Below are 24937 nucleotides of genomic sequence, written 5' to 3'. Positions count from 1 at the left end.
TTCCCTGACACCGCCACCTTCACCTACCAATTCTTCCCGCCCAATACGCCGGGCGACGGCGCTGATGCGCGATGGCGAGGACAAGGATCTGCGCTGATTTCACCTGATAGATGGCGTGCAACGGAAAACGCTTGAACCCGGCTTTGCGAAGATCGGAATTGCCGACCCGGGGGTAGCGTTCTGGCGTGGCGCAGACGCGCGCCATGACCTTCTCGAATTCGGCAAGGTAATCCGCGCCCAGGCCGGGAAGTCGGCCTTCGTAAAACGCAACTTCATCCAGATGCTCGGCGAGAGCAGCTCGGTGGAAGCGATAGTTCATCGCAACAGGGCTTGCGCAGCGGCACGGGCATCTTCGGCCGAAACGGTATCGGTCTGCCCGCTGTCAATTTCCGCTGCGCGACGAACCGCCTCGGTGTGCCATGCCTGCGCGATCTCTTCCTCGTCTTGCTCTTCGAGACTGAGCAACAACTTGTGCGCCAGTTCGGCGCGTTGCTGCGTGGGCAAGTGCAGAGCGGCCTGTTCTATGGCTTCGGCGTTCATGGGGCCTCCTTCATGACAGCAGCGATGCGACATTTTGCGCGATGCGGGCTTGCAACTCCAGTGCCTGGCCGTTCAGCGCTTCCAGTTCCTCGTTCAGGGTTTCGAGCTGTTCCTTGAAGTCCTCGTCGCTCACGTTCTCGCCCGGCGCGATGCCGACATAGCGGCCGGGGTTGAGCGACCAGCCCTGGGCTTCGATCTCGGCAATCGTCGCCGCTTTGCACAGACCGGGCACGTCGCGGTAGGCCGGTCCGCTTTTTCCATTCTGGCCGAAGACCTCGATGAGCTTGGCCGCCGTCTCGGCAGCACCGACTTTCGGGGCTTCCAGCGCCTCGCCGCGATAGAGCCGGACCAGGTTGGCGATGAAGCCGATCTGCGCCGGGGTCCAGTCGCGGTGCGCGCGGTCGACCTGCCGGTAGATGTGGCGGGCGTCGATGAACAGCACGGTGTCGGCGCGCTTCGTCCTGGCCTTGCCCTTGTCGAAGAACCACAGCGTGCACGGCAGCGTGACGGTGTAGAACATGTTGGGGCCGACGGCGACCATGACATCCACCGCCCGCGCTTCGATCAGCTTCTGCCGCAGTTCCTGCTCGGAGGAGCGGGCATCCGACGCCGAATTGGCCATGACGAAGCCGCCGCGGCCTCGGCTGTTTAACGCCGAGTAGAAGAGCTGAATCCAGAGGTAGTTGGCGTTGTCGGTGCGCGGCAGGCCGAAGGGGAAGCGGCGGCCGGCGCCGACCATGTCTTTCAGCCGTTCCTTGTCCACCGCATTGACGTTGAAGGGCGGATTGGCGAGGACGAAGTCGAACCGGCCGGTGGCGTTGTGCGGGTCATCGTAGTAGCTGTTGATGTTGCCGCCGTGTTTGATGTCGCCTTCCAGCCCGTGCACGGCGAGATTGAGGCGGCACAGACGGCCGGTTTCGTCGGTTTTCTCGACGCCGCAGATGGCGAGTTCGGCGGCGGGGTTCTTCTGGTGCTCGGCGACGAAGCGCGCCGACTGCACGAACATGCCGCCGGAACCGCAGGCCGGGTCGAGGATGCGGCCGTGGAAGGGTTCAATGATTTCGGCCAGCAGCTTGACGATGCTGCTCGGCGTGTAGAACTCGCCGCCGCCCTGGCCCTCGGTCATGGCGAAGGCGCCGAGAAAGTATTCGTAGATGCGGCCGAAGGCGTCGTAGTCGAGCGTGGCCGGAATCTCGGACACCTTCTTGAGCAGTTCCTTGAGCAGGGTGCTGGTGAACAGGTTGTAGGTCTTGGGCAGCACGCCGGCCAGCTGTGGGTTGTGCTTCTCGATCTCGCGCATCGCGGCGTTGACCCTGGCGCCGATGTCGGCCACCTCGGGCAGTGTCAGCAGGTAGTCGAAGCGAGCCTCGGCGGCGAGGTAGAGGATGCCTTCGGCGTGATAGGCAGCGGGCTCATCGATGCGGCTGCCGCGCCGGGATGATGCGCTGGCGCCTGCGAGCTTGCTGCGCAGGACGGCAAAGCGGACCTCGGCGAAGCGCAGGAAGATCAGGCCGAGGAGGGGGCCGGAGTACTCCTGCGCCTTGAGGCCGGAATTGGCGCGGAACTGGTCAGCGGCATCCCACAGGCGTTTTTCCAGCGAGGTGGAAGCGGCATCTTTTTCGGAGGGGGCAATCCAGAGCATGCGATATGGAAATCCTGGGGAAACCGCTATTTGTGGAAGGCGCGGCCGCCACCACCCGCCACGCGCGCGGTCTGGGCACTGGCCTCGCGTTCGAAGAGGCTCCAGCCCTGGTACTGCGCATGCGTGAAGAAAGCCAGCGCAAGCAGACCGACGACCCAGTTGGCCTTGGTCATGTCAGTTGCCGCCGTCGGCGAGGTCGCTCTCGCTCCAGCGTCGCGCCTCGAAGGCACTCCTCCGCCAACGCGAAAGCAGGGGGAAAACGGCAAGGAAGATCAGCAGCAGCACGAAGTTCGACCATCCCGCGGGATTGCGAACGACTTCCAGCGTGTCGGCGACGGCAACCGTATTGTCGGTTCCCAGTTCGTACTCGATGACCAGATAGTAGGTTCCCGCCGGCACGGCCTTGAAGACCATCTCGTCGGATGGTGATCCTTCAGACCAGCTCTCGTCGTCCTCGACACCTTTGTAGTAACTGATTTCCTGCGTACCCTCATAGGCTTCGCCGGTATTTTTTTCGACCAGGGTGGTATTGAGCGACAGCCAGTTGTTGGCCAGATCGGTGTCGTGGCGGACCAGCAGGGCACGCGCACGCTCCTTCAGGACAAATTCCTGAGTGTTCAGCGTCGCCTCCTCGTTCAGCGACGACAGCACCAACTGCTGCCTGAGTACCACCTGCGAGGCGAAGATGAAGGCGAACGCCAGTTGCAGCACCGTGGCAACCAGGGCCAGGATCCAGAACGTGCGACAGATGCGACTGTGCCGCTCCAGCAGGGGGTTCGGCTGGTTGGCATAGATCCCGATGCGTTTCGGCGCAGCTGTCCTGACCGCAAACGCGGCGCAGACCTCGTCGGGTTCCAGGTATTCGGATTGCGACCAGTTGGCTTCCTTTGCCGTGACCTCGCGGGAGAGCAGCAGGGGTGGACAGACAAAGTCGTCGATCTGGCAGGTCTCTCCGACGGCAACCCGCCAGTAGAACTCGCCGACGACGTAGGTGACTTCGGCCTGGCCGCTGTTGAACAGCTTGAACTTCTGACCGCCGTGCGAGAAGTCGCGCTGCCCGCGGGCGACTGATGGCGGGTTGGAGAGCGTGCGCGCATGGTTCCAGTGTCCCTGGTACTCGATCAGCCAGGCAAAGCCCTGCTGCACATTGAACAGCAGGTATTCCGACCAGATGTAGTCGGTGCCTTCCGATGTCGTGCGGCGGCGCATGAAGCCGATCACTTCCCAGTTGAAGCCGCGCAGCGTGCCCTGACTGCCGAGTGGCAGCCAGGGTATTTCGCGCAGGGCCTGCGCAGCGCCGGCCAGCAGTCTGAAGTCCTGGTTCTCGACCCCAATGAGCGACCCGCAACTGTCGCAGGCGATGCTTTCGATGGCTGGTGAATGAATGCGCAGCGGCGCGGCACAGCGCGGGCAATTGAAGGCGCGCGCGTCGACCGTCGGCGCCTCCCCGCCTGTCGGGTCGCCCTGTTCCCTGAGCTTCTCCAGTTTCAGGTCGGCGAAGGACACCGTCTGGCCAACGAAAACCAGTGGCGGCGTCTCGCTGTAATCGAGGGTGACATAACGACCGTTGCCGCGCAGATCGGCCGTGTTGACATCGTAGCCGGCGGCGACCTTGAACGGCAACTCTCCCTGCCCGGCGATGCAGCGCGCCGTTTCGAGATCGGCCACCCGGAAGCTGCGTCCGTCGAGGGTGACCGGCAGGTCCGGCGCCAGCGTTTCGAACGCCGGCAGGGGATCGGCGACCGCCACCTGCGCGCTGACGATCCATTCGCCGGCGGCTTCGGCCAGCCACGCGCCCCGCCCGTCGTCGAACAGGATGTGCCACTCGTTCCAGATCCCCGCTTCGTACTTCATCTGGATGCGCCCGATAACCAGGAAGTGCCGGCTGCGGAAGGTCCCTTCGCTACCGATCTGGATCGGTGAGCTGTCTTCGAGCAGCTCGGCCATGCGTCCGAGGTTCTGCAAATCCTCGCCACTGCGCAACAGCGTGCTGCGGCAGAAATCGCAGACGACGTACAGCGAGGTCGCCGAGCGGAAGGCGACCGGCGCCCCGCAGGACGGGCAACTCGCTTTCTTCACCGGTCCGGCTTAAGGCAGTGCTGCTCTGGTGGGCACGCGGCTTACTGCAACCTGGCCAGCAACTCGGCCTTCTTGGCGTCGAACTCGGCCTGCGAGAGGATCCCCTTGGTCACCAGGGTGTGCAGCTTTTCCAGCGTCGCGACCACGGCGTCGGCACTGCCGGCGGAGTCGGGCGGTAATGCCGACGCCGTTACCGGCGGGTTGGCGCCAGCCTGCAGGGCCTGTGCCACCGTCGTCGACATCGTCTGGCCGATGCCCAGCCCGGCGCCGAGGCCGGCGCCAAGACCGGCAATGCCGCCTTCGTTCTGCGCCGCCAGCGGAATGCTGTTGGCCACCTGATACTGCGTGTAGCGGCCCAGGTCGCCGATCATGTTCATGCCGATGCGCGTATCGAGGATCTTCTGGAGTTCTTCCGGCAGCGTGACGTTCTGCACCACAAAGCTGTCGAGCGCCAGTCCGTAGCGGTCGAATACCGCCTCCAGCTTGCCTTTCAGGGTTCGACTCAATTCGTCCTGGTTGGCCGCCATGTCGATGAACGGTACGCCCGATTCTCCGAAGAGGTCGGTCATCGAGCTGATCACCAGGTTGCGCAACTGACCATCGAGGTCGGTAACCATGTATTGCTCGCGCGTGCCCGAAATCTCGCTATGAAATTTGCGTGCATCGGCGAGCTTGTAGGAATAGATGCCGAAGGCACGCATGCGCACCATCCCGAAGTCCTTGTCGCGGATGGTGATCGGGTTGGGTGTTCCCCACTTGCAGTCGAGTTGCAGGCGCGTCGAGAAGAAATAGACGTCCGACTTGAAGGGCGACTCGAAGAGCTTGTCCCAGTTCTTCAGGTAGGTGAGCACCGGCAGCGTTCGCGTCGTCAGGCGGTACTGGCCGGGCTGGAACACGTCCGCGATCTGCCCCTCGTTGACGAACACGGCGATTTGCGACTCGCGTACCGTCAGTTGCGCGCCGTACTGGATCTCGAAGTCGCGCATCGGATAGCGCATGGCGAGCACCCCGTCGCCCTCTTCAGTCCAGTGAATGACGTCGATGAACTGTTTTCTGATGAAGTCCATGAGGGCCACGGTGGTCTCCCTAAAGCAAGCGTTGATGATCCGGCGCTCGAATCCGATTGCCGGTGGGGTCGGTCAGTAACCCATGCAGGCCGCGTTGATCACGCCGACACCGAGCGAAATGGCCGCCAGAAAGATCGCCGGTGCCAGCTTGCCGGAGGGAACGTCCTGATTGAGCTGTGGAAAGGTGAATCTGGCGACCAGATAAGCCAGAATCTGGATGATGCCGGCGATTGCTCCCCAGGATGCCAGGTCGATCAGCGTATCGCTGTGGGCGATGACGTTGGCTACCGGCATGGCGAAACCGAGCAGCGCACCCGACAGGCTGACCGCGGCGGCGCTATTGCCGGCACGAATCAGGGCCATCTCGTGGTACGGCGTGACGTTGAGATAGACCAGCAGGAACAGGGCGAGCAACACCATCGCCACGGCGAAATACGCCAGAAAGGCGGGCAGTGTCGTCATCAGGTGCGCGGGCATGTGACTTCTCCTGTTTATCGGCAATGGCACGAGCTACCGCGATTCGGCATAGCGTACCAGCCCGTTAAGGATCAGATTGTCCGCCAACTGGAACGGGATCTTCAAGTGCGCCGCCAGCGGTGCGGCGGCGCCGCCGGTCAGCAGGCAACGAGCGCCGGGCGCCGTGGCGATGGCCGCAAACATGCGCTCGACCGCTCCGAGTTGGGCCTGCAGGCAACCGCTGACGATGGCGTCCATGGTATTGCGCGGCTCGCTGCGAAATACACCATCGGCGAGCGGCAGCTGTGCGGTATTGTCGGCTAGCGCCGCGCGCATCAGGTCGAAACCGGGAAGGATCAAGCCGCCGCGAAACACCCCGTCGGCATCGAGCAGGTCGACCGTGGTCGCGGTGCCGGCGCAAACCACCAGGCACGCGTGCTCAAGCAGCGCGCGCGCACCGATCAGTGCCGCCCAGCGATCGGCTCCGAGTTGCCCCGGAAACTCGTAGGTATTGCGGACGCCGCAAGCCTCGGCGCTGGCGTGCAGGAAAGAGACCCTGGCGTGGCGCCCGGCGAGGAGTGCGGAGAGGGTCGCTGCGACCTCGCTGCCGGCGACGTTGCAGACCATGACGCGCGCGTCCGCCGGCCACTCGTCGGCGGCCTCGCTCAACCAGGCGACATCCGCAGTCGCCAGAACGCCGCTGTCGAGCCAGCCGGTTCCGTCATGGACACCCCACTTGATACGGCTGTTGCCGGCGTCGATCGCGATGTTCATGCCGCGCGCAGCGAGAGGTCACCGGACAGACAACGTTCGATCCCGGCAGCCGTTCGCAACAGCAGGGCGCCGTCGCTGTCGGCCCCGAGACAGATGCCCTCGCGGTCAAGAAGCCCGCCGTTGAGCAGCCGCACGGCGCGCTCCTGCCAGACATGGTGCGCCTGCCACTCCTCGCGCAGGACGCTGAAACCAGCCACCGCGAAACGGTCGAGGACGACCGCCAGCTCAAGCAGGATGCGCGCCAACAATTGATGACGATCGGGCGGGGGCGAGGATGCTTGCGACAACGAGGCCGGCCGATGCAGGAATTCCTCTGCGCCGGCAGCGGGCAGCAGCAGGTTCAGGCCGATACCCATCACCGCGACCATGCCGTCGGGCTGGGCGTCGAGTTCAACCAGGATGCCACCGAGTTTTCCACCGTCGAGCAGGATGTCGTTTGGCCACTTCAAACCGATACCGGGAACTCCGCAGTTTTCGAGAGCACGCGCCACGGCGACGCCAACGGCCAGCGACAGGCCCGCCAGTCTTGCAACACCGCCAGTGAAACGCCACAACACGGAAAAGGTCAGGCCGGATTCCGCGGAAGACCACCAGCTCCGGCCACGTCTGCCGCGGCCCGCCGTCTGTCGGTCGGCAATCAGGACCGATCCCGACGTCGCATCCTGGCGTGCCCGTTCGAGCAGGAGCGTACTGGTCGAACCGCATTCGCGCAACGCCTCGATGGTAAATCGACCGCTTGCCCCGCCGAGCAGGGACCGCAGGCGGGCGGGATCGATCTGGCAAGAGTGAAGAGAAGGGTCCATGGCTTCGTCATCAGGATCAACGCCGCCATTATCGCCGATTATCGTTGCATTGAGCCTTCCCGATCTTCGATGGTGTTGGCGCCATCCAGCCCGAGTTCCTGAATCTTGCGGGTGATGGTGTTGCGGCCGATGCCCAGGGCCAGTGCCGCCTCGATGCGGCGCCCACCGGTGTGTGCCAGCGCACGATTGATCAGCACGCGTTCGAAAGCGTGCGTCAACTTCGCGTGCACCTGGCCGGGTTCGCTGCTCAACAGGCGGTCGACTTCCTGCGCCAGGGCGTTTTCCCAATCGTGGGCGCCCACTGCCGGCAGCGCCTCGCGCAGCTCCGGCGGTAAGTCGGCGAGTTCCACCAGTTGCCCCGGCGCCATGACGGTCAGCCAGTGACAGAGATTCTCGAGTTGTCTTACGTTGCCGGAAAAATCGAGCGCGCACAAATGCTTCAAGGCTGCGTCGGAGAAGCGCTTGCCTTCGACCCCGAGGTCCTGGGCACTCTTCTGCAGGAAGTGGCGGGCCAGGATCGGGATGTCCTCGCGTCGTTCACGCAGGCTGGGCAGGCGCACGCGGATGACATTCAGACGATGAAACAGATCCTCACGAAAAAGACCCTGGCTGACTCGCGCTTCGAGATCCTGGTGCGTCGCGGCGATGATGCGGACCTTGGTTTTCAGGGGCGAATGGCCGCCAACGCGATAATAATGGCCGTCCGAGAGAACGCGCAGCAGTCGCGTCTGCAGTTCCGCCGGCATGTCGCCGATTTCGTCCAGGAACAGCGTGCCGCCCTCGGCCTGTTCGAAACGTCCTTGTCGCTGCGCCGCGGCGCCGGTGAAAGCCCCACGCTCGTGGCCGAAGAGCTCCGACTCGAGCAGGTCGCGCGGGATCGCTGCGGTATTGATGGCAATGAAGGGTTTGTCGGCGCGTGGACTATGGCGATGCACGGCGCGCGCGACCAGTTCCTTTCCGGAACCTGACTCGCCGGTGATCAGGACCGTCGCACTCGACTGGCTCAAACGGCCAATGGCACGGAATACCTCCTGCATCGCCGGTGCCTGGCCGAGAATCTCCGGCGTCAGTTCCACTTCATTGGGCGCACCAGTCTGGTGCAGGCTCTCGCCAATCGCGCGCCGAATCAGTTCCAGCGCCTGGTCGACGTCGAAGGGTTTCGGCAGATATTCGAATGCGCCCCCCTGGAAAGCCGATACGGCGCTCTCCAGATCCGAGTAGGCGGTCATGATGATCACCGGAATGGCCGGAAAGCGTTCCTTGAACAACTGCAGCAACTCAAGGCCCGACTGGCCCGGCATGCGGATGTCGGAGACCAGGATTTGTGGCGCCTCAGCACCGGCGTCGAGGCGCGCCAGTGCTTCGGTCGCCGAAGAAAAACTCTGGAACGGGATTTTTTCGCGGGAAAGGGTCTTCTCGAGGACCCAACGGATTGATTTATCGTCGTCGACGATCCAGACCGGTTTCATTGATTCCTCAGGCGGATTGGCAAGTGTCATGATCTGCAAGCAAAAAACACGCCAATAATCTCAGGCCAGGGGCAAGCGAATCGTGAAGCAGGTATGGCCCGGTCGACTTTCACAATCGATCGTTCCCTGATGTTGTTGCACGAAGCTTTGCGCCAGTGTCAGCCCCAGGCCGCTGCCACCGGCCCGACCCGACACCAGGGGATAAAACATGCGTTCGCGAATGTCGTCGGGAATTCCCGGCCCATCGTCCAGTACCTGCACTTCCAGAGCCAGACGGTGGCGTCGCTTGAACAAGGTCACCTGCCGGGCGGCTCGCGTGCGCAGGGTGATCTGTCCCTGCGCGGAGACGCTGCCGTCAGGCTGTCGCCGGATGGCCTGCGCCGCATTCCTGGCAATATTCAGGAAAACCTGAATCAATTGTTCCCGGTCGCCAACCAGTTCCGGCAGACTGGTATCGTAGTCACGCCGGACGCTGAGCGTGGTCGGGAACTCGGCGGTCAGCAGGCTGCGTACCCGTTCCAGGATCTCGTGGATGTTCACCGGGCCGGGCTGCATCGGGCGGTGCGGCGACAGCAGGCGCCGCATCAAATCCTGCAGGCGGTCGGCCTCCTTGATGATGACCTGGGTGTATTCGCGCAAACCGGGATTGTTGAGTTCGTGCTCAAGCAATTGCGCCGCACCGCGGATGCCACCCAGAGGATTCTTGATCTCATGCACCAGGTTGCGTATCAGCTCGCGATTGGCGTGTTGCTGTTCGACCAGGCGCTCTTCGCGAGTGGCCCGGAGTTGTTGATCGATCAGCCAAAGCTCGACCAGCAGGCGAGCCTCCGGGGCGTCGACGGGGTTGACCGTGCAGTTCAGTTGCAGGACGTCGCCACCCGCGAGTCGCAGTTCGATACTCTGCCCGGTATAGCCCCAGCCGTGGTCAAGGACGCTGTGGAGCGCGGCCAGCAGTTTCGGCGGGCACTCGATGACGCCGCCCAACGGACAGCCGGCGAAGACCTTGTTGCTGATCGCCAACAGGTTTTCGGCGGCAGGATTCAGGTAGCGGATGGCCAGGCGCTCGTCGAGCAGAACCACCGCCGACGACAGCAGGTCAAGCCCTCCGAACGGATTCCCCGAACTCTCGGGAGTTCGCTTGCCATTACCGCCGTGCCTGCCGCTCACCACTGCGTCCTTTCTGCCTGGCATTTGACCCGGTGTCCGTCGATCCATCCGGGGGGTGCCGGCGGAATCAGGCGCAACCGGTCAGGTGGCCACACCGGCAGTCCTCGACGCTCAGCGCAGATTGCCGATCTCTTTCTGGATGGCTTCGATGTTGCGCTGGTGCAAGGCCACCTTGTCGCGGTACTGCTGGATACGCTCCTGCACCTTGCCACCGCTGATCGCACCACCCTGCATACGTTCGCTTGGCAGGACGATTCCTTCCTGTTCGGCGAGGTCCTTCTTCGCCTGCTCGGCATTTTTCTGCTCGGCGGCCAATTCGCCCTCGAGAATGCGTCGGCGGTCGCCATCGCGCGACTTCTGCGTCTGATCGTCCACTTTCGGGAAGCCGGGAGGCGTCGCCACGCGAGCCGCCGGCGGTTTCGCAGCCGGCGCGAGATTGACCGGGTCGAGAACAAGCTTCCTGCAGCTCTTGGTCGGCACATTGGAGTAGGTGATACGCCCGTCACCGTCGGCACACTTGTAGATGTCCTGCGCGTGCACGGGTATGGTGACCAGCAACGGGAGTGCGATCGAAAGACACAGGTCTTGCAGTTTCATCGTATTCGTATTCCTTGGTCGCAACCAACTCGCCGGTGGAGACGGGCAAAGCAATACTAACGCGGTGGGAAGACGATCGGTAGACAAAAAAAAGGACGGGCAAGCCCGTCCTCCTCTCTGCGCCGCCTGATCAGCAGCTGTAGTACAGTTCGAATTCCACCGGGTGGGTGGTCATGCGCACCTTGTTGACCTCGTCCATCTTCAATTCAAGATAGGCGTCGATCCAGTCGTCGGAAAAGACGCCGCCGCGGGTCAGGAACTCGCGGTCCTTGTCCAGCGAGGCGAGTGCTTCTTCGAGGCTGGCACACACGGTCGGGATCTTCGCATCCTCTTCCGGCGGCAGATCGTAGAGGTTCTTGTCTGCCGGATCGCCAGGATGAATCCGGTTTTGAATGCCATCGAGGCCGGCCATCAGCAGTGCCGAGAAGCACAGGTAGGGATTGGCGATCGGGTCCGGGAAGCGCGTTTCGATGCGCCGCGCCTTGTCCGAAGCCACATGCGGCACGCGAATCGAAGCCGAGCGGTTCTTGGCCGAATAAGCGAGCTTGACCGGCGCCTCGTAGTGCGGGACCAGCCGCTTGTACGAATTCGTGCCGGGATTGGTGATCGCGTTCAGCGCCTTGGCGTGCTTGATGATGCCGCCGATATAGAAGAGCGCCATTTCGGAAAGACCGGCATAACCGCTGCCGGCGAAGAGGTTCTTGCCATCCTTCCAGATCGACTGATGGACGTGCATGCCCGAACCATTGTCGCCAACGATGGGCTTCGGCATGAAGGTCGCGGTCTTGCCGTATTGATGAGCGACGTTGTGGACCACGTACTTGAGCACCTGCGTCCAGTCGGCGCGCTTGACCAGCGTGCTGAACAGGGTGCCGATCTCGCACTGGCCCGCCGTGGCGACTTCGTGGTGGTGCACTTCGACCGGGACGCCGACCGTTTCGAGCGTCAGGACCATCGCCGAGCGGATGTCGTGCAGGCTGTCGACCGGCGGCACCGGGAAGTAGCCGCCCTTGATCCCTGGACGGTGACCGGTTCCACCCTCACCTTCGGTTTTTTCGCCACTCGTCCAGGCGGCTTCCTGCGAAAAGATTTTCAGGGTGCAGCCGGACATGTCGACGCTCCAGGACACCGAATCAAAGATGAAGAATTCGGGTTCCGGTCCAAAATAAGCGGTGTCACCAATGCCACAGGACTTCAGGTAGGCTTCGGCACGCTTGGCGATCGACCGCGGATCCCGGTCGTAGCCGCGGCCATCGGCAGGATCAACCACGTCACAGGTGAGGACGAGCGTCGTCTCATCGAAGAAAGGATCAATGTACGCGGTGCTCGGATCGGGCATCAACTGCATGTCCGAAGCCTGAATGCCTTTCCAGCCGGCGATCGACGAACCATCGAAAGCGTGGCCGTTCTCGAACTTGTCTTCGTCGAAAGCGCTGACCGGCACGGTCACGTGCTGTTCCTTGCCACGGGTGTCTGTGAAACGAAAGTCGACGAACTTCGCCTCGTTTTCCTTGACCATATTGATGACGTCTTGCGGGCTTGCCATTGCGGAGTCTCCTGAACAGGTTGCCGGTTCAACCGGCGACAATAGAACAATAAGTGCGCGGGGGTACTAGCAGAAAACGTGCCAAACCATGCCCTGCTGAGCGTTTATTGTGCCACAAGGGTCTGGCGCATTATTGGGCTTTTTTAGATGCACCGCGGCGGTGCGTACGAATCCGGGCGGCACATTTCTGGTGCGTTGCAGGGAGCTGGTTCCGAGCGCTTCTCGGCAGTCATGTGATTTATACTCCTTGCTTTGATAAACCCTCTTGGGACAGGCTCTCGCCACACACACTATGGGAAAACTGACCGATCTGCTGCAACTTGCGCAGGAACGCGGGCGCGAACTTGGTCTACCTTATGCCGGCGCCCTGACGCCGCAGGAAGCGCATGCGGTTTGGCGGCTTGCGCCAGGCGCCAAGCTGGTCGACGTCCGTACGCGCGCGGAATGGGATTGGGTCGGCCGCATACCCGGTGCGATCGAGATTGAGTGGATGAGCTATCCGGATAATCGGCCCAACAGCCATTTCCTGCCGCAATTGAAACAACAGGTCGATCGTGAGGCGCTGCTGATGTTCATCTGTCGCAGTGGGGCGCGTTCGCACAACGCTGCCGCGCTGGTTGGCGAAGCGCTGCGTAACGACTGCTACAACGTGCTGGAGGGCTTTGAAGGCGACAAGGATGCCAACGGCCAGCGCGGCCAGCTGGGGGGGTGGCGTTACGCCGGCTTGCCATGGCGTAGCTGAACCTTTTGCCGCCAGCCCGGTCTGGCTTCCTGGACATCGAATTGAGTATTACCGCATGCAAACCTCGACCATCAGCTTCGACAGTTTCAACCACCTCCAGGACGATGCCTGTCACCAGCGCATCCGCGTTGCCCGTGAGCGGCTCGGCCGGGAGGCGGTGCTGCTCTGCCATCACTACCAACGCGCCGATGTGTATCAATACGCCGACCTGACGGGCGACTCGCTGAAACTCTCGCGTCTCGCCTCACAAACCGATTCCCGCTACATCGTGTTTTGCGGTGTGCACTTCATGGCCGAAGTCGCCGACATCATGTCGAAGCCGGAGCAGGTGGCGATCCTGCCGGATCTGGCGGCGGGCTGTTCAATGGCGGACATGGCCAACCTGGCCAAGGTCGAACGCTGCTGGCGTGAACTCGGCGAGGTCCTGGACGCCGAGCAGGAAGTCACGCCGGTGACCTACATCAATTCGGCCGCCGATCTCAAAGCCTTTTGCGGCGCGCACGGCGGCATCGTATGTACCTCGTCCAACGCCGGCACGATTGCCGCCTGGGCGTTCGAGCGGCGCCAGAAGATTCTTTTCTTTCCTGACCAGCATCTCGGGCGCTGGACCGGCTTCAAGATGGGAATTCCGCTCGATGAGATGATGGTCTGGGACCCCGATCTCGAAAACGGTGGGCTCACCAGCGAGCAGATCCGGCGAGCCAGGCTGCTGCTCTGGAAAGGCCATTGCTCGGTACATCAGATGTTCCAGCCGGCGCACATCATGCGTTTCCGCAACCATTACCCGGAGGGTCTGGTGATTGCCCATCCCGAGTGCAGCTTCGAGGTGTGCAGGCAATCAGATTTCGTCGGCTCGACGGAACACATCGTCCGGACGATCAAGGAGGCCGCGCCGAATACGCGCTGGCTGGTCGGCACCGAGCTCAATCTCGTCAACCGTCTGGCTGAAGAGGTCAGGCACGAGGGCAAGATCGTGCAGTTCATGGCACCGACGGTCTGCATGTGTTCGACGATGCAGCGCATCGACCCGCAGCACCTGGCATGGACACTCGAGAATCTGGCCGATGGCAAGGTGGTCAACCAGATTCGGGTTCCGGAGCACGAGAAAGACCTGGCCAGGCTGGCGCTGGACAGGATGCTGGCCGTATCCTGAGACAAACCGGGGGCAGGGCATGCACGGCAGGCTGCAGCAGGTCGTCCGTATCTACGGGATCAGGAACTGCGACAGCATGAAGAAGGCCTTCGTCTGGCTGGCGGAGCATGCTGTGGCCTGTGACTTCGTTGACTATCGCCAGGCGGCGCCAACCGCCGCGCAACTGGCCGACTGGAACCTCCGCGTCGGCTGGAAAGCCCTGCTCAACACGCGCGGCACGACCTGGCGGCGGCTCAGCGAGGAAGACCGTGCCGACGTCGACGAAGCCCGGGCGCTGACGCTGATGGCCAGGCATCCAAGCCTGATCAGGAGACCGGTAATCGACACCGGTACGGCCTTGCTGGTCGGATTCGACCCGGACCGTTATGCCGAAGAACTGTTGGGAAAAGGACCATGACCGGGACCATGACCGACGATTGCCTGCATCGTTTCCTGTTCGACGATCTGGACATTCGCGGCGCACTGGTGCGCCTCGGTCCGGCGTGGAGGGCGATGATCGAGAACCGAGCCTACCCTGCACCGGTTGCCCAGCTGCTGGGTGAAATGAGCGCCACGACCGTGCTCCTGGGTGGCCAGCTCAAGCAGCCCGGGCGCCTGACCATCCAGATGCGAGGCAGCGGACCCATCGCCCTGCTGGTCATCGACTGCAACGAAGCCCTGCAGATTCGCGGCATGGCCAAGTGTGCAGAGCAGCCGCAGCCCAGGTCAGGGCTGCAACTGCTCGGGCAGGGGCAATTGCAGCTCTCGCTGGAGACGGCGTCAATGCGCGAGCCCTATCAGAGCATCGTGCCGCTTGACGGCGAAAGCATCGCCGAGGTCTTCGAGCACTATCTCCGGCAGTCTGACCAGATGCCCGCGCGCTTCTTCCTGGCCGCTTCGTCGGTGGCAGCAGCCGGACTTTTTCTCCAGAAGTTGCCTACTGCAGCAGAGCGCGACGCCGATGGCTGGGCGCGCGTCGAAGCGCTGGCGGCGACCGTGCAGGATGCCGAGCTGTTGTCGGTGCCGGCCGAAGAACTGCTGCGCCGCCTGTTCCCGGAGGAAATCGTGCGCCTCTTTCCCGCGCGGGCGGTGACCCACAACTGTCCCGAGAACTGGGAGAAAGTACGTTCGATGCTGCGCGCCCTCGGGCCCGGCGAAGTCTATGCGGCGTTACGGGAACAGGGCGAAGTCGTCGTCAAGGACGACATCTGCAACCGCGACTACCGTTTCGACGCGCGGGCGATCGACGAACTCTTCCGCGATTCGCCGTCGCCGACGCCTCCGACGCTGCATTGACGGTGGCGAACCGGTCAGAGCACCTTGCCGGGATTCATCAAGCCCCGTGGGTCAAGGGCACGCTTGATACCGCGCATCATCTCGATTTCTAGCGGGCTCTTGTAGCGCAGAAGCTCTTCGCGCTTCAACTGCCCGATGCCGTGTTCGGCACTGATGCTGCCTCCCAGTGCATGCACCAGATCGTGGACGATGCGGTTGACCTGCGGTTGTGAGGCCAGGAAAGCCGCATTCTCGCCGGCCTCCGATTTCGACTGGTTGTAATGCAGATTGCCGTCACCGATGTGACCAAAGGCGACGATGCGGATCTCCGGAAAAGTCAGCGCGAGCGCCTGACCAGCACGCTCGATGAACTCCGGAATGCGCGAGATCGGTACCGAAACGTCGTGTTTGATACTCAGGCCTTCGATCTTCTGCGCTTCGCCGATGTTCTCGCGCAAGGCCCACAGACGTCTGGCCTGCTCGCCGTTCTGTGCCAGCACCACATCGCTGAGGTCGCCACTGTCGAGTGCCGCGGCAAGGAACGCGGTCAGCGCTTCCCGCAGGGCAGCATCATCCCCGCTTCCGGACAACTCGATCAACAGGTGCCAGGGGCTTGCCGACAACGCCGGCGACGAGCCTGGCAGGTGTTTGCGGACCAGACCAAGAGCCTCTTCGGAGACCAGTTCGCAGGCCGTCAGGCTGGCGCCGAAATGCGCCTGCAACTCACCCAGCAAGCGCACCGCGAGTGCCGGAGAGCCGATGGCCAGCCAGGCGGTCACCGTTGCCCGCGGCAAGGGGAAGAGTTTCAGGACGGCGGCGGTGATGATCCCGAGGGTGCCCTCGGCGCCGATGAACAGATGCTTGAGGTCATAACCGGTATTGTCCTTGCGCAGGCCGCGCAAGCCATCCCAGATCTCCCCGCTCGGCAGAACCACCTCCAGGCCGAGCGTCAATTCACGTGTGTTGCCGTAGCGCAGGACCTGCACACCACCGGCGTTGGTAGACAGATTGCCGCCGATCTGACAACTGCCCTCGGCGGCCAGCGACAGCGGAAACAGTCGTCCGACCTCGCCGGCTGCCTCCTGCAGTGCCTGCAGGAGGCAGCCGGCCTCGGCGGTCAGCGTGTTGTTCGCGGGATCGATCGCGCGCACACGGCGGAGCTTGGCAAGGCTGATCAGCACCGCCTGACCGTCAGGCGCCGGCGTTGCCGCGCCGCACAGGCTGGTGTTGCCGCCCTGCGGCACCATGGCCACGCCAGCCTCGGCGCAGGTGCGTACCACCGCCGAGACGGCGGCGGTGCTTGCCGGTCGGACGACGCAGATGGCGTTGCCACGGTAGCGACCGCGCCAGTCGCACAGGTATGCGGACATGTCTTCGAGCGACGTCAGTACCTGCTCGGTGCCGACAATCTCGGCGAGCTTTGTGATCAGGTTCGCATGTTGCACAGGCAATCCTTGGACGTAAATCGACGGCCGGCGGGCAAAGCCGATCCGGAATCCACTGCGGGAAATACTGCACCCGGTCAGCAGTGAGTTTGCCGCCCGCCCGCCGGGCGGCAGCGGTGTCCGCCGACGCCGCATCGCCGCGAGCAACGACGGCGCTGCCGGTTCGGGTAGAGGCAACGATGGTCGCGCCCGCCTTGACAGAAACCGCGTCGACCGAGGAGACTCCCGGGCAGCTGACAGTATTTCCGGGGAGGGCAGGCAGATGGTAGCAGGGTCTTTGATAAATCTCGCATTTGGTGCGAAGATCCAGAGCATCCTTATTCCCTATGCAGCCCCCGGGCATTCAATCTTGAACCTCCATTTCCAAGTTTTCAACAGTACTCGTCGCGGCCGGCGACCGGATGATTCCACGCTCCACCGTGGTCGGCACCCGGCCGCGCGCGGCTCACGACTGCGTGCGCGCGCCGCGCAATCGCTGATTACCCGGGGATGGCCATGAAGGCACCCGCGACCCTGGTTGCCGACATCGGCGGCACCCGCGCGCGCTTTGCCTTGCTCGACGACTCGGGCTTGCCGGATCAGGTGCGGATTCTTTCGGTAGGCGACTTTGCGGGGCCCCTGGAGGCGATCCAGGCCTATCTCGGGGAACTGGGTTGGCCGGTGCTGCGAGCAGCGGCGATCGCTCTTGCCGGCCCGGTGCATCACGATGAGTTTCAACTGACCAACGCGCCGTGGACCTTCTCGCGCGCAAGGCTCAAGTCCGGACTGGGGCTGCAGCGCCTGCTGTTGCTCAACGATTTCACCGCCCTGGCGCTGTCCTTGCCGCATCTGAGTGTTGCCGACCGGCGTCAGGTAGGTCCTGGCGTCCCCGTCGAATTGGCGCCGAAAGCAGTGCTTGGCCCGGGGACCGGCCTCGGTGTCTCGGGTGTGCTGCACGATCGCGGGCGCTGGCTGGCCTTGACTGGCGAGGGGGGCCATTGCTCCCTGGCACCTGCGGACGAACGCGAGGCGGCCATTCTCGCCCTCGCCTGGCGCGAACTTGGGCACGTCTCGGCCGAACGGCTGCTTTCGGGCAGCGGTTTGCCGCTACTGCATCGTCTGGTCGCCGCGGTCGACGGGCGCCATGCCGCATCCCTGGCGACTGCCGAAATTGTTGCGCGTGCCCGCACCGGCGACGACATCCAGTGCCGAGTGGTGATCGATACCTTTTGCGCGATGCTCGGTTCGTTGGCGGGAAATCTTGCGCTGACCCTTGGCGCCCAGGGTGGCGTCTATGTCGGCGGTGGTATCATTCCCAGACTCGGGGAGATCTTCGATCGCTCGGCTTTTCGCCCCCGCTTCGAAGCCAAGGGGCGTTTCGCTTCCTACTTGGCCGCAATTCCGACCTATGTAATGCTTTCTCCCACGCCGGCCCTGCTTGGCGCTGCCCATGCCCTTGCCGAGAGCGAGGATTGTCCATGAACCTTACTGGAGTACCAGCCTGATGTCCGATGTCGCTCAACCCCATCCCAAAGGCGAACAACTGCGCGCTGAAATCGACCGCAGACTGCTGCGCACGGTCGCTGCCGAGCCAACCAGAGCCAGCAAGGCGGACCTTTATCAGGCGCTGTCGCAGGTGGCCCGCGAGCAACTGGCGCAACGCTGGGTTGACACCCAAAATGCCGACCGCGGCAGCAAGGCGCGGCGCGTCTATTACCTGTCGATGGAATTCCTGATTGGCCGCGCGATGAACAACGCCCTGTCCGCGCTGGGGCTTCGCGAGTCGGCGGCGGAGGCGTTCAGCGCGCCTGGTCCCTCGCTCGATGAGGTCATGGAATGCGAACCCGATGCAGCGCTCGGCAACGGCGGCCTGGGTCGGTTGGCGGCCTGTTTTCTCGATTCGATGGCAACCGTGGGACTTCCTTCATGGGGCTACGGCGTTCGCTATGAGTATGGGATGTTCGCGCAGTCGATTCTCAACGGCCAGCAGGTCGAGAAGCCGGAAGCCTGGCTACAGGACCGTTCGCCATGGGAGTTCCCGCGCGCCAACAAGCACCACACGGTGCGCTTCGGTGGCCACGCCGAGCATCATGGTGAATGGGCGGAATGGCATGCCGCCGATTCGGTCGAAGCCAAGGCCTTCGACTACGTGATTCCCGGTCATGGTACGGACCGGGTCAGTACCCTGCGCCTGTGGAAAGCGGCGGCGCCGTCCGAAATCGACCTCGGGGCCTTCAATACCGGGGACTACCAGCGCGCTGCCGAGTTCAAGAACCGCTTCGAAAACATTTCCTGGGTCCTCTACCCGAACGACAGCACCGCTGCGGGTCGCGAACTGCGTCTGCGCCAGGAGTATTTCTTCGTCGCGGCGTCGATGCAGGACATCCTCGAGCGCCACATGGCCGAGCACGGTACCTTCAACAATCTCGCCGAGCATGTGGCGATCCACCTCAACGATACGCATCCGGCGATCGGCGTTGCGGAATTGATGCGCCTCCTGGTCGACGAGCAGGGCATGACCTGGGACGCTGCCTGGGATCAATGTCGGCGCATTTTCTCGTACACCAATCACACCCTGATGCCGGAGGCACTGGAAACCTGGAAGGTGACCCTGATCCAGCGCGTGTTGCCGCGTCACATCCTGATCATCTACCGCATCAACCAGGAGTTCCTCGATGAAGTGATCCGTCTCTACCCCGGTGATGTCGACCTGATGCGACGGGTCTCGCTGATCGACGACGGGGGTGGTCACGACAAGGACAAGCGGGTGCGCATGGCACACCTGTGCATTGTCGGCAGTCATCGCGTCAATGGCGTATCACAACTGCACTCCGACCTGATGGTACAGACCATTTTTGCCGACTTCGCCCGTCTTTACCCCGAGCGATTCCACAACAAGACCAATGGCGTTACGCCGCGGCGCTGGCTGGCACAGGCCAATCCTGCCCTGTCCGCACTGCTCGACGAACGCCTTGGCGGCAAGGATTGGCGGCTCAATCTGGACCGTCTGGAGGGTTTGCGGGCGAGCGCCGACGACGTCGCTTTCCGCGCCGCTTTCGCGGCTGCCAAGCGCGGCAACAAGGTGCGCCTGGCCAATTACGTGGCTCGTGAGGTGGGCGTCACCCTGGACCCGGACAGCCTGTTCGATGTGCAGGTCAAGCGCATTCACGAATACAAGCGGCAGTTGCTCAACGTGCTGCACGTGATCACCCGCTACAACGCGCTCCTGGACGGCTCGGCAAAGGATTATGCGCCGCGCAGCGTGATCTTCGCCGGCAAGGCCGCGTCGTCGTATCACATGGCCAAACAGGTGATCCGCCTGATCCATGATGTCGCGGCGGTAGTCAACAACGACCCGCGGACGCGCGACCTCCTGCAGGTCGTCTTCATTCCCAACTACGGTGTTTCCGTCGCCGAGTTGATCATGCCGGCGGCCAATCTCTCGGAGCAGATTTCGACGGCCGGCACCGAAGCCTCGGGCACCGGCAACATGAAACTCTCGCTCAACGGCGCATTGACCATCGGTACCGAGGATGGCGCCAACATCGAGATTCGCGACAACGTCGGCGCCGAGAATATATTCATCTTCGGCAACAACACGGCCCAGGTCAACGCCATCCGGCAGGCCGGGCATCAACCACTGGCTCTGTACCAGGCGGATCCAGCCCTCAAGGAAGCGCTCGACCGGATCGACAGTGGCTTCTTTTCACCCGGTGAACGGCCGCGCTACCACGACATCTTCAACAGCCTGCTGCACTACGGCGATCACTATCTGCTGCTGGCGGACTACGCCGATTACGTGGCCACCCAGGCGCGTGTCGATGCGCTTTACCTGAGCCCCGACGAGTGGCAGCGCAAGGCCATTCTCAATGTAGCCGGGATGGGGCCCTTCTCGGCCGACCGGACGATCCGCGACTACGCCAACGATACCTGGAATCTACGCACACTCTAAGTAAGGAAGTCTCAAATGCTTGACCATGCAGAGATCATCGCCCTTTGCCGGGCAGAACACGGCGACCCTTACGCGGTCCTCGGAATGCACACCGACGCTGACGGAGGGCTGTGGGTTCGCAGCCTGCAACCGGGCGCGCACGCGGTCGCCGTCATCGAGGCCAAGACCGGGCGGCAGATTGCCCAGCTTGCGCAACGCCCTGTCGAGGGCGTGGAAGGCTTCTTCGAGGGCCCGATTCCCCGCCGTCGCAACAGTTTTGCCTATCGCCTGCGGATCACCTGGGACAGCGGCGTGCAGGAAACCGATGATCCCTACCGCTTCCCGACGGTGCTTGGCGAGATGGACGTCTGGCTACTGGCCGAAGGCTCGCACCTGCGCCCCTTCGAACGCCTTGGGGCGCATCTGTGTGAGATCGACGGCGTTGCGGGTACCGTTTTTGCCGTCTGGGCGCCGGATGCGCAACGCGTCAGTGTCGTCGGCGACTTCAATACCTGGGACGGTCGTCGGCATCCGATGCGCCTGCGGCGGGAATGCGGCGTCTGGGAAATTTTCCTGCCGGGGGTAACGGCCGGGGCTCGCTACAAGTACGAAATACGCTCCCGCGATGGCCGTCTGCTGCCACTCAAGGCCGATCCCTACGGCTTCCAGGGCGAGATGCGGCCATCCACTGCGTCGATCGTCTGTGCGCTGCCGCAACCCGTGGAGCCGGAGTCGGTGCCGGCGGGTGAGGAACTGGGCGCGCCGCTTTCGGTTTATGAGGTGCATCTGGCCTCCTGGCGTCGCGCGGACGATGGCGGCTTTCCGGACTGGCAGCGGCTGACCGAAACACTGATTCCTTATGTGGTCGATCTGGGATTCACGCATCTGGAACTGCTGCCGATATCGGAGCATCCCTTCGATGGTTCGTGGGGTTACCAGCCCCTGGGGCTTTACGCCCCGACCGCGCGCCATGGTGACCCGACCGGTTTCCGCAACTTCGTCGGTTCCTGCCACGCGGCCGGACTGCGCGTCATCGTTGACTGGGTGCCCGCGCATTTCCCCACCGACGAGCATGGTCTCGGTCGTTTCGACGGTACGGCGCTTTATGAGCATGCCGATCCACGCGAAGGCATGCATCAGGACTGGGGCACGCTGATCTATAACTTCGGTCGTCGCGAAGTCAGTAATTATCTGATCGGCAATGCCTTGTTCTGGATCGAGCGCTACGGGGTCGACGGCCTGCGGGTCGATGCCGTGGCCTCGATGCTGTATCGAGACTACAGTCGTGAGCCGGGGCAATGGCTGCCGAACGTGCATGGTGGTCGGGAGAATCTCGAAGCGGTCGCCTTTCTGCGGCGGATGAACGAGGTTCTGGGTCAGGAGCATCCCTCGGCTTCCACCCATGCCGAGGAGTCGACGGCCTGGCCGATGGTCAGTCGACCGCCGGAAATGGGCGGCCTCGGATTCCACTACAAATGGAACATGGGCTGGATGCACGACGTGCTCGACTACATGACCAAGGACCCGGTGCACCGGCGATTCCACCACAATCAGCTCAGTTTCGGGATGATGTACGCTTTCACCGAGAACTTCATCCTGCCGCTCTCGCACGACGAAGTCGTTCATGGCAAGGGCTCGCTGATCAGCAAGATGGCCGGCGATTACTGGCAGAAATTCGCCAACCTGCGCGCCCTGTACGGCTACATGTGGGCTCACCCGGGCAAGAAGCTGCTGTTCATGGGTGGCGAGATCGGCCAGTGGAACGAGTGGAATCACGATGCGTCCCTCGATTGGGGTTTGCTGGACTTCCCCCTGCACGCCGGCGTTCGTGATCTGATCCGCGATCTCAACGGCATCTATCGCAGCAATCCGGCGCTGCACCAGTTGGACTTCGAGCCGGCCGGTTTCGAATGGATCGCCGCCGACGATGCCGAGTGCTCGGTGGTCGCCTTCGTCCGCTGGGCGCGCGACCGTTCGCGCGCCATCCTCTACGTCGGCAACTTTACTCCGGTAGTCCGGCATGGCTACCGGATCGGAGTGCCGGTGCCCGGCCAGTACATCGAGCGGATCAATACCGATTCGGAATATTACGGCGGCAGCAATGTCGGCAACGGGCTGTATCCGGTGTGTGCGGAGCAGATTGCTGCGCACGGTCGCGAGTGGTCTCTCAACCTGACACTGCCGCCACTCGCCGCGCTATTCCTCGAATGGACACCGTGACCGACGACATCGGCCTCGAAGCCGGGCGGCCGTGGCCGCTCGGTGCCCACTGGGATGGTCGCGGCGTGAACTTCGCCCTGTTTTCAGCGCATGCCGAGGCGGTTGAATTGTGCGTTTTCGATGGCCGGCGGATGCGCAACCTGCTCCTGCGCGAATGCACCGACGAGGTTTGGCACGGCTACCTGGTCGGCGCAGCGCCCGGGCTGCACTACGCCTACCGCGTGCAAGGCCCTGCGCACAGGCATGGACATGGTCATGGACACGGTCATGGGCACGGCCATCGCTTCGATTCACGGCAACTGTTGATCGATCCTTACGCGCGCGAGATCGTCGGTCGCTTTTCGCGGCAGCCGGATGATCCAGCGCATGGCCTCAAGGCCTGTGTCGTCGATGAAGAATTCGACTGGGGCGGCGATCAGGCGCCGGCGATTCCCCTGGCCGATTCGGTGCTTTATGAAGCTCATGTCAAGGGAATGACCCGCCAACATCCGGGCGTTCCCGAGGTGCTGCGCGGCACCTACGCCGGTCTCGCCGCGCCGGCCATGATCGAACACTTTCATCGCCTCGGGGTGACTGCCCTCAGCCTGCTGCCGGTGCACCACTTTCTCGACGAACAGCGGCTGATCAGCGAAGGTCGCGTCAATTACTGGGGTTACAATTCAATCGGTTTCTTTGCCCCGGAGCCGCGCTACGCGGCACGCATCGGTGGGCAGTCGGTGATTGCCGAATTCAAGACCATGGTCCGGTCGCTGCACGCCGCCGGCCTTGAAGTCATTCTTGACGTGGTCTTCAACCATACCGCCGAAAGCGACGAGAAAGGCCCCACACTCTCGTTCCGCGGCATCGACAACCTGAGCTACTACCGCCTGCCGGCCGGCCATCTCGCGCACTACGAAAATTTCACCGGCTGTGGCAACACGGTCAATCTCGCCCATCCGCGGGTTCTGCAACTGGTCATGGATGCGCTGCGCTACTGGGTTGGCGTGATGCACGTAGACGGCTTCCGCTTCGATCTCGCTGCGACGCTGACGCGCGACAGCGCGTTTCTCGCCGCGATCAGGCAGGATCCCGTGCTGCAGCGGGTCAAGTTGATCGCCGAACCCTGGGACATCGGACCGGATGGGTACCGTCTGGGGCGTTTTCTGCACGGCTGGAGCGAGTGGAATGACCGCTTCCGGGACGACGTGCGCGCGTTCTGGCTGACCCACCACGCGGGTGTGGCGGAACTGGCGCAGCGCCTTGCCGGATCGAGCGAGGTTTTCCACGTCGCGGGACGCGCGCCGCAGGCGAGTGTGAACTTCATCACCGCGCACGACGGCTTCACCTTGCGCGATCTCGTCAGCTATCAAGCGAAGCACAATGAACTGAATGGCGAGGGCAACCGCGACGGGCACGGCCACAACTGTTCCTGGAACTGCGGCGAGGAAGGGGAGAGCACGGATCCGGCGGTGCTCGAAAGACGTCGTCGCCTGCAGCGCGCGCTATTGACGACGCTGCTGGTCGCCCAGGGTGTGCCGATGCTGCAGGGGGGCGACGAACTCGGGCGCACGCAGCGTGGCAACAACAACGCCTATTGCCAGGACAATGCGCTGACCTGGCTTGACTGGCGTGATGCGGATGCCGAGTTGATCGATTTCGTCGCCGGGCTGATAGACTTGCGCCGTCGTTATCCGCAACTGCGGCGACGAAACTGGCTCACCGGCCAGGCCGTGGGCGATGACCAGCCGGATGTCGTCTGGTGGCATCCGGCGGGACGCGCCATGCGCGTCGCCGACTGGCAGTCCAAGAAGCTTGGCGCCTTTGGCATGCAACTCGCCGCCGAGATAATCGCCGTCGGCGCGACCCAGGACACGGAGACCCTGCTCTGCCTGTTCAACCGCGACGAGATCCCGGTTTCCTTTCTGCTGCCTGGCGAGGCGGTGTGGTGGCAGGTTTTCGACAGCAGCGCCCAGGCACCCTGCGCACGCCTTCAGCGCGAGAAGACCAGCCTGGTACCGGCGCGCAGCGTGCAGATCCTCAGCCGGCAGGCCGGGAGTTTGTCGGACGCCTGAAAGGGTCGCGGCTCGGCAGGGC

General features: G+C 63.2%; 22 protein-coding genes. 8 read left to right on the top strand and 14 right to left on the bottom strand.

What is annotated here, in order from left to right; translation table 11 throughout:
- Positions 1-19: 19 nt before the first annotated feature.
- The 13 genes from AC15MQ_RS07850 to glnA all read right to left on the bottom strand — a co-directional run bounded on the left by AC15MQ_RS07850 (position 20) and on the right by glnA (position 12140).
- The gene (locus AC15MQ_RS07850) at positions 20-319 is read right to left on the bottom strand and encodes a type II toxin-antitoxin system RelE/ParE family toxin (RefSeq protein ID WP_483079824.1); all 300 of its coding nucleotides are present in this window, start codon (positions 317-319) and stop codon (positions 20-22) included.
- Positions 316-540, bottom strand: a complete 225-nt coding sequence (locus tag AC15MQ_RS07845) for an addiction module protein (RefSeq protein ID WP_483079823.1) — start codon at positions 538-540, stop codon at positions 316-318. The genes AC15MQ_RS07850 and AC15MQ_RS07845 overlap by 4 nt, the downstream gene beginning before the upstream one ends.
- 10 nt (positions 541-550) lie before the next feature.
- Positions 551-2182, bottom strand: a complete 1632-nt coding sequence (locus AC15MQ_RS07840) for an N-6 DNA methylase (RefSeq protein WP_483079822.1) — start codon at positions 2180-2182, stop codon at positions 551-553.
- 26 nt (positions 2183-2208) lie between these two features.
- Positions 2209-2355, bottom strand: a complete 147-nt coding sequence (locus AC15MQ_RS07835) for a hypothetical protein (RefSeq protein WP_483079821.1) — start codon at positions 2353-2355, stop codon at positions 2209-2211.
- Between the two features lies 1 nt (position 2356).
- Positions 2357-4261 carry a DUF4178 domain-containing protein gene (locus AC15MQ_RS07830; RefSeq protein ID WP_483079820.1) on the bottom strand — a complete coding sequence of 635 codons (1905 nt, stop codon included), beginning with the start codon at positions 4259-4261 and terminating at the stop codon, positions 2357-2359.
- 41 nt (positions 4262-4302) lie between these two features.
- Entirely contained in the window at positions 4303-5337 is a 1035-nt protein-coding gene (locus AC15MQ_RS07825; protein WP_287667397.1) for an SPFH domain-containing protein, read from the bottom strand.
- 63 nt (positions 5338-5400) lie between these two features.
- Positions 5401-5805 carry a DUF350 domain-containing protein gene (locus AC15MQ_RS07820; RefSeq protein ID WP_483079819.1) on the bottom strand — a complete coding sequence of 135 codons (405 nt, stop codon included), beginning with the start codon at positions 5803-5805 and terminating at the stop codon, positions 5401-5403.
- A gap of 33 nt (positions 5806-5838) precedes the next feature.
- Positions 5839-6558, bottom strand: a complete 720-nt coding sequence (locus AC15MQ_RS07815) for a type III pantothenate kinase (RefSeq protein WP_287667398.1) — start codon at positions 6556-6558, stop codon at positions 5839-5841.
- Complete coding sequence (locus AC15MQ_RS07810) at positions 6555-7361, bottom strand: biotin--[acetyl-CoA-carboxylase] ligase (protein ID WP_287655050.1); 807 nt, start codon at positions 7359-7361, stop codon at positions 6555-6557. Before AC15MQ_RS07810 ends, AC15MQ_RS07815 begins: the two co-directional genes overlap by 4 nt.
- 38 nt (positions 7362-7399) lie before the next feature.
- Positions 7400-8830, bottom strand: coding sequence for a nitrogen regulation protein NR(I) (gene ntrC / locus AC15MQ_RS07805; protein ID WP_287655049.1), 1431 nt, complete (start codon positions 8828-8830; stop codon positions 7400-7402).
- A gap of 60 nt (positions 8831-8890) precedes the next feature.
- A complete protein-coding gene (glnL, locus tag AC15MQ_RS07800) occupies positions 8891-9997 on the bottom strand; it encodes a nitrogen regulation protein NR(II) (protein WP_483079818.1) in 1107 nt (368 codons plus the stop codon).
- A gap of 111 nt (positions 9998-10108) precedes the next feature.
- Positions 10109-10594, bottom strand: coding sequence for a DUF4124 domain-containing protein (locus AC15MQ_RS07795; RefSeq protein ID WP_483079817.1), 486 nt, complete (start codon positions 10592-10594; stop codon positions 10109-10111).
- Between the two features lie 130 nt (positions 10595-10724).
- Complete coding sequence (gene glnA / locus AC15MQ_RS07790) at positions 10725-12140, bottom strand: type I glutamate--ammonia ligase (protein ID WP_287655046.1); 1416 nt, start codon at positions 12138-12140, stop codon at positions 10725-10727.
- Positions 12141-12432: 292 nt separating this feature from the next.
- Here glnA and AC15MQ_RS07785 point away from each other — a divergent pair, with 292 nt between their 5' ends.
- From AC15MQ_RS07785 to hslO, 4 genes are read left to right on the top strand one after another with little or no spacing between them, the layout of a single operon-like run.
- Positions 12433-12882: a rhodanese-like domain-containing protein gene (locus tag AC15MQ_RS07785; RefSeq protein ID WP_483079816.1), complete on the top strand. Its 450-nt coding sequence runs from the start codon at positions 12433-12435 to the stop codon at positions 12880-12882.
- A gap of 55 nt (positions 12883-12937) precedes the next feature.
- Positions 12938-14035: a quinolinate synthase NadA gene (gene nadA, locus AC15MQ_RS07780; RefSeq protein WP_287655044.1), complete on the top strand. Its 1098-nt coding sequence runs from the start codon at positions 12938-12940 to the stop codon at positions 14033-14035.
- A 19-nt stretch (positions 14036-14054) separates the two neighbouring features.
- Complete coding sequence (locus AC15MQ_RS07775) at positions 14055-14432, top strand: arsenate reductase (RefSeq protein WP_483079815.1); 378 nt, start codon at positions 14055-14057, stop codon at positions 14430-14432.
- On the top strand, positions 14429-15310 hold the full coding sequence (gene hslO / locus AC15MQ_RS07770) for an Hsp33 family molecular chaperone HslO (protein ID WP_287667400.1): 882 nt from the start codon (positions 14429-14431) through the stop codon (positions 15308-15310). Before AC15MQ_RS07775 ends, hslO begins: the two co-directional genes overlap by 4 nt.
- 14 nt (positions 15311-15324) lie before the next feature.
- On the opposite strand, the gene AC15MQ_RS07765 is transcribed toward hslO, so the two are convergent.
- Entirely contained in the window at positions 15325-16734 is a 1410-nt protein-coding gene (locus tag AC15MQ_RS07765) for an FAD-binding oxidoreductase (RefSeq protein ID WP_483079814.1), read from the bottom strand.
- 495 nt (positions 16735-17229) lie between these two features.
- Between AC15MQ_RS07765 and glk the strand changes: the two genes are divergently transcribed.
- The 4 genes from glk to glgX are packed head-to-tail and all read left to right on the top strand — an operon-like array spanning position 17230 to position 24915.
- Positions 17230-18195: a glucokinase gene (gene glk, locus AC15MQ_RS07760; RefSeq protein WP_287655040.1), complete on the top strand. Its 966-nt coding sequence runs from the start codon at positions 17230-17232 to the stop codon at positions 18193-18195.
- 22 nt (positions 18196-18217) lie between these two features.
- Positions 18218-20665 (top strand): glycogen/starch/alpha-glucan phosphorylase, encoded by a 2448-nt coding sequence (locus tag AC15MQ_RS07755; RefSeq protein WP_287655039.1) that lies wholly within the window; start codon positions 18218-18220, stop codon positions 20663-20665.
- A 15-nt stretch (positions 20666-20680) separates the two neighbouring features.
- Positions 20681-22864 carry a 1,4-alpha-glucan branching protein GlgB gene (glgB, locus tag AC15MQ_RS07750; RefSeq protein WP_287655038.1) on the top strand — a complete coding sequence of 728 codons (2184 nt, stop codon included), beginning with the start codon at positions 20681-20683 and terminating at the stop codon, positions 22862-22864.
- Positions 22852-24915, top strand: coding sequence for a glycogen debranching protein GlgX (gene glgX / locus AC15MQ_RS07745; protein WP_483079813.1), 2064 nt, complete (start codon positions 22852-22854; stop codon positions 24913-24915). The genes glgB and glgX overlap by 13 nt, the downstream gene beginning before the upstream one ends.
- Positions 24916-24937 lie beyond the last annotated feature (22 nt).

It is taken from the genome of Candidatus Accumulibacter propinquus (assembly GCF_056856495.1).
The sequence above is the reverse complement of the archived record's forward strand: the minus strand, read 5'-3'. Positions and strand labels throughout refer to the sequence as shown.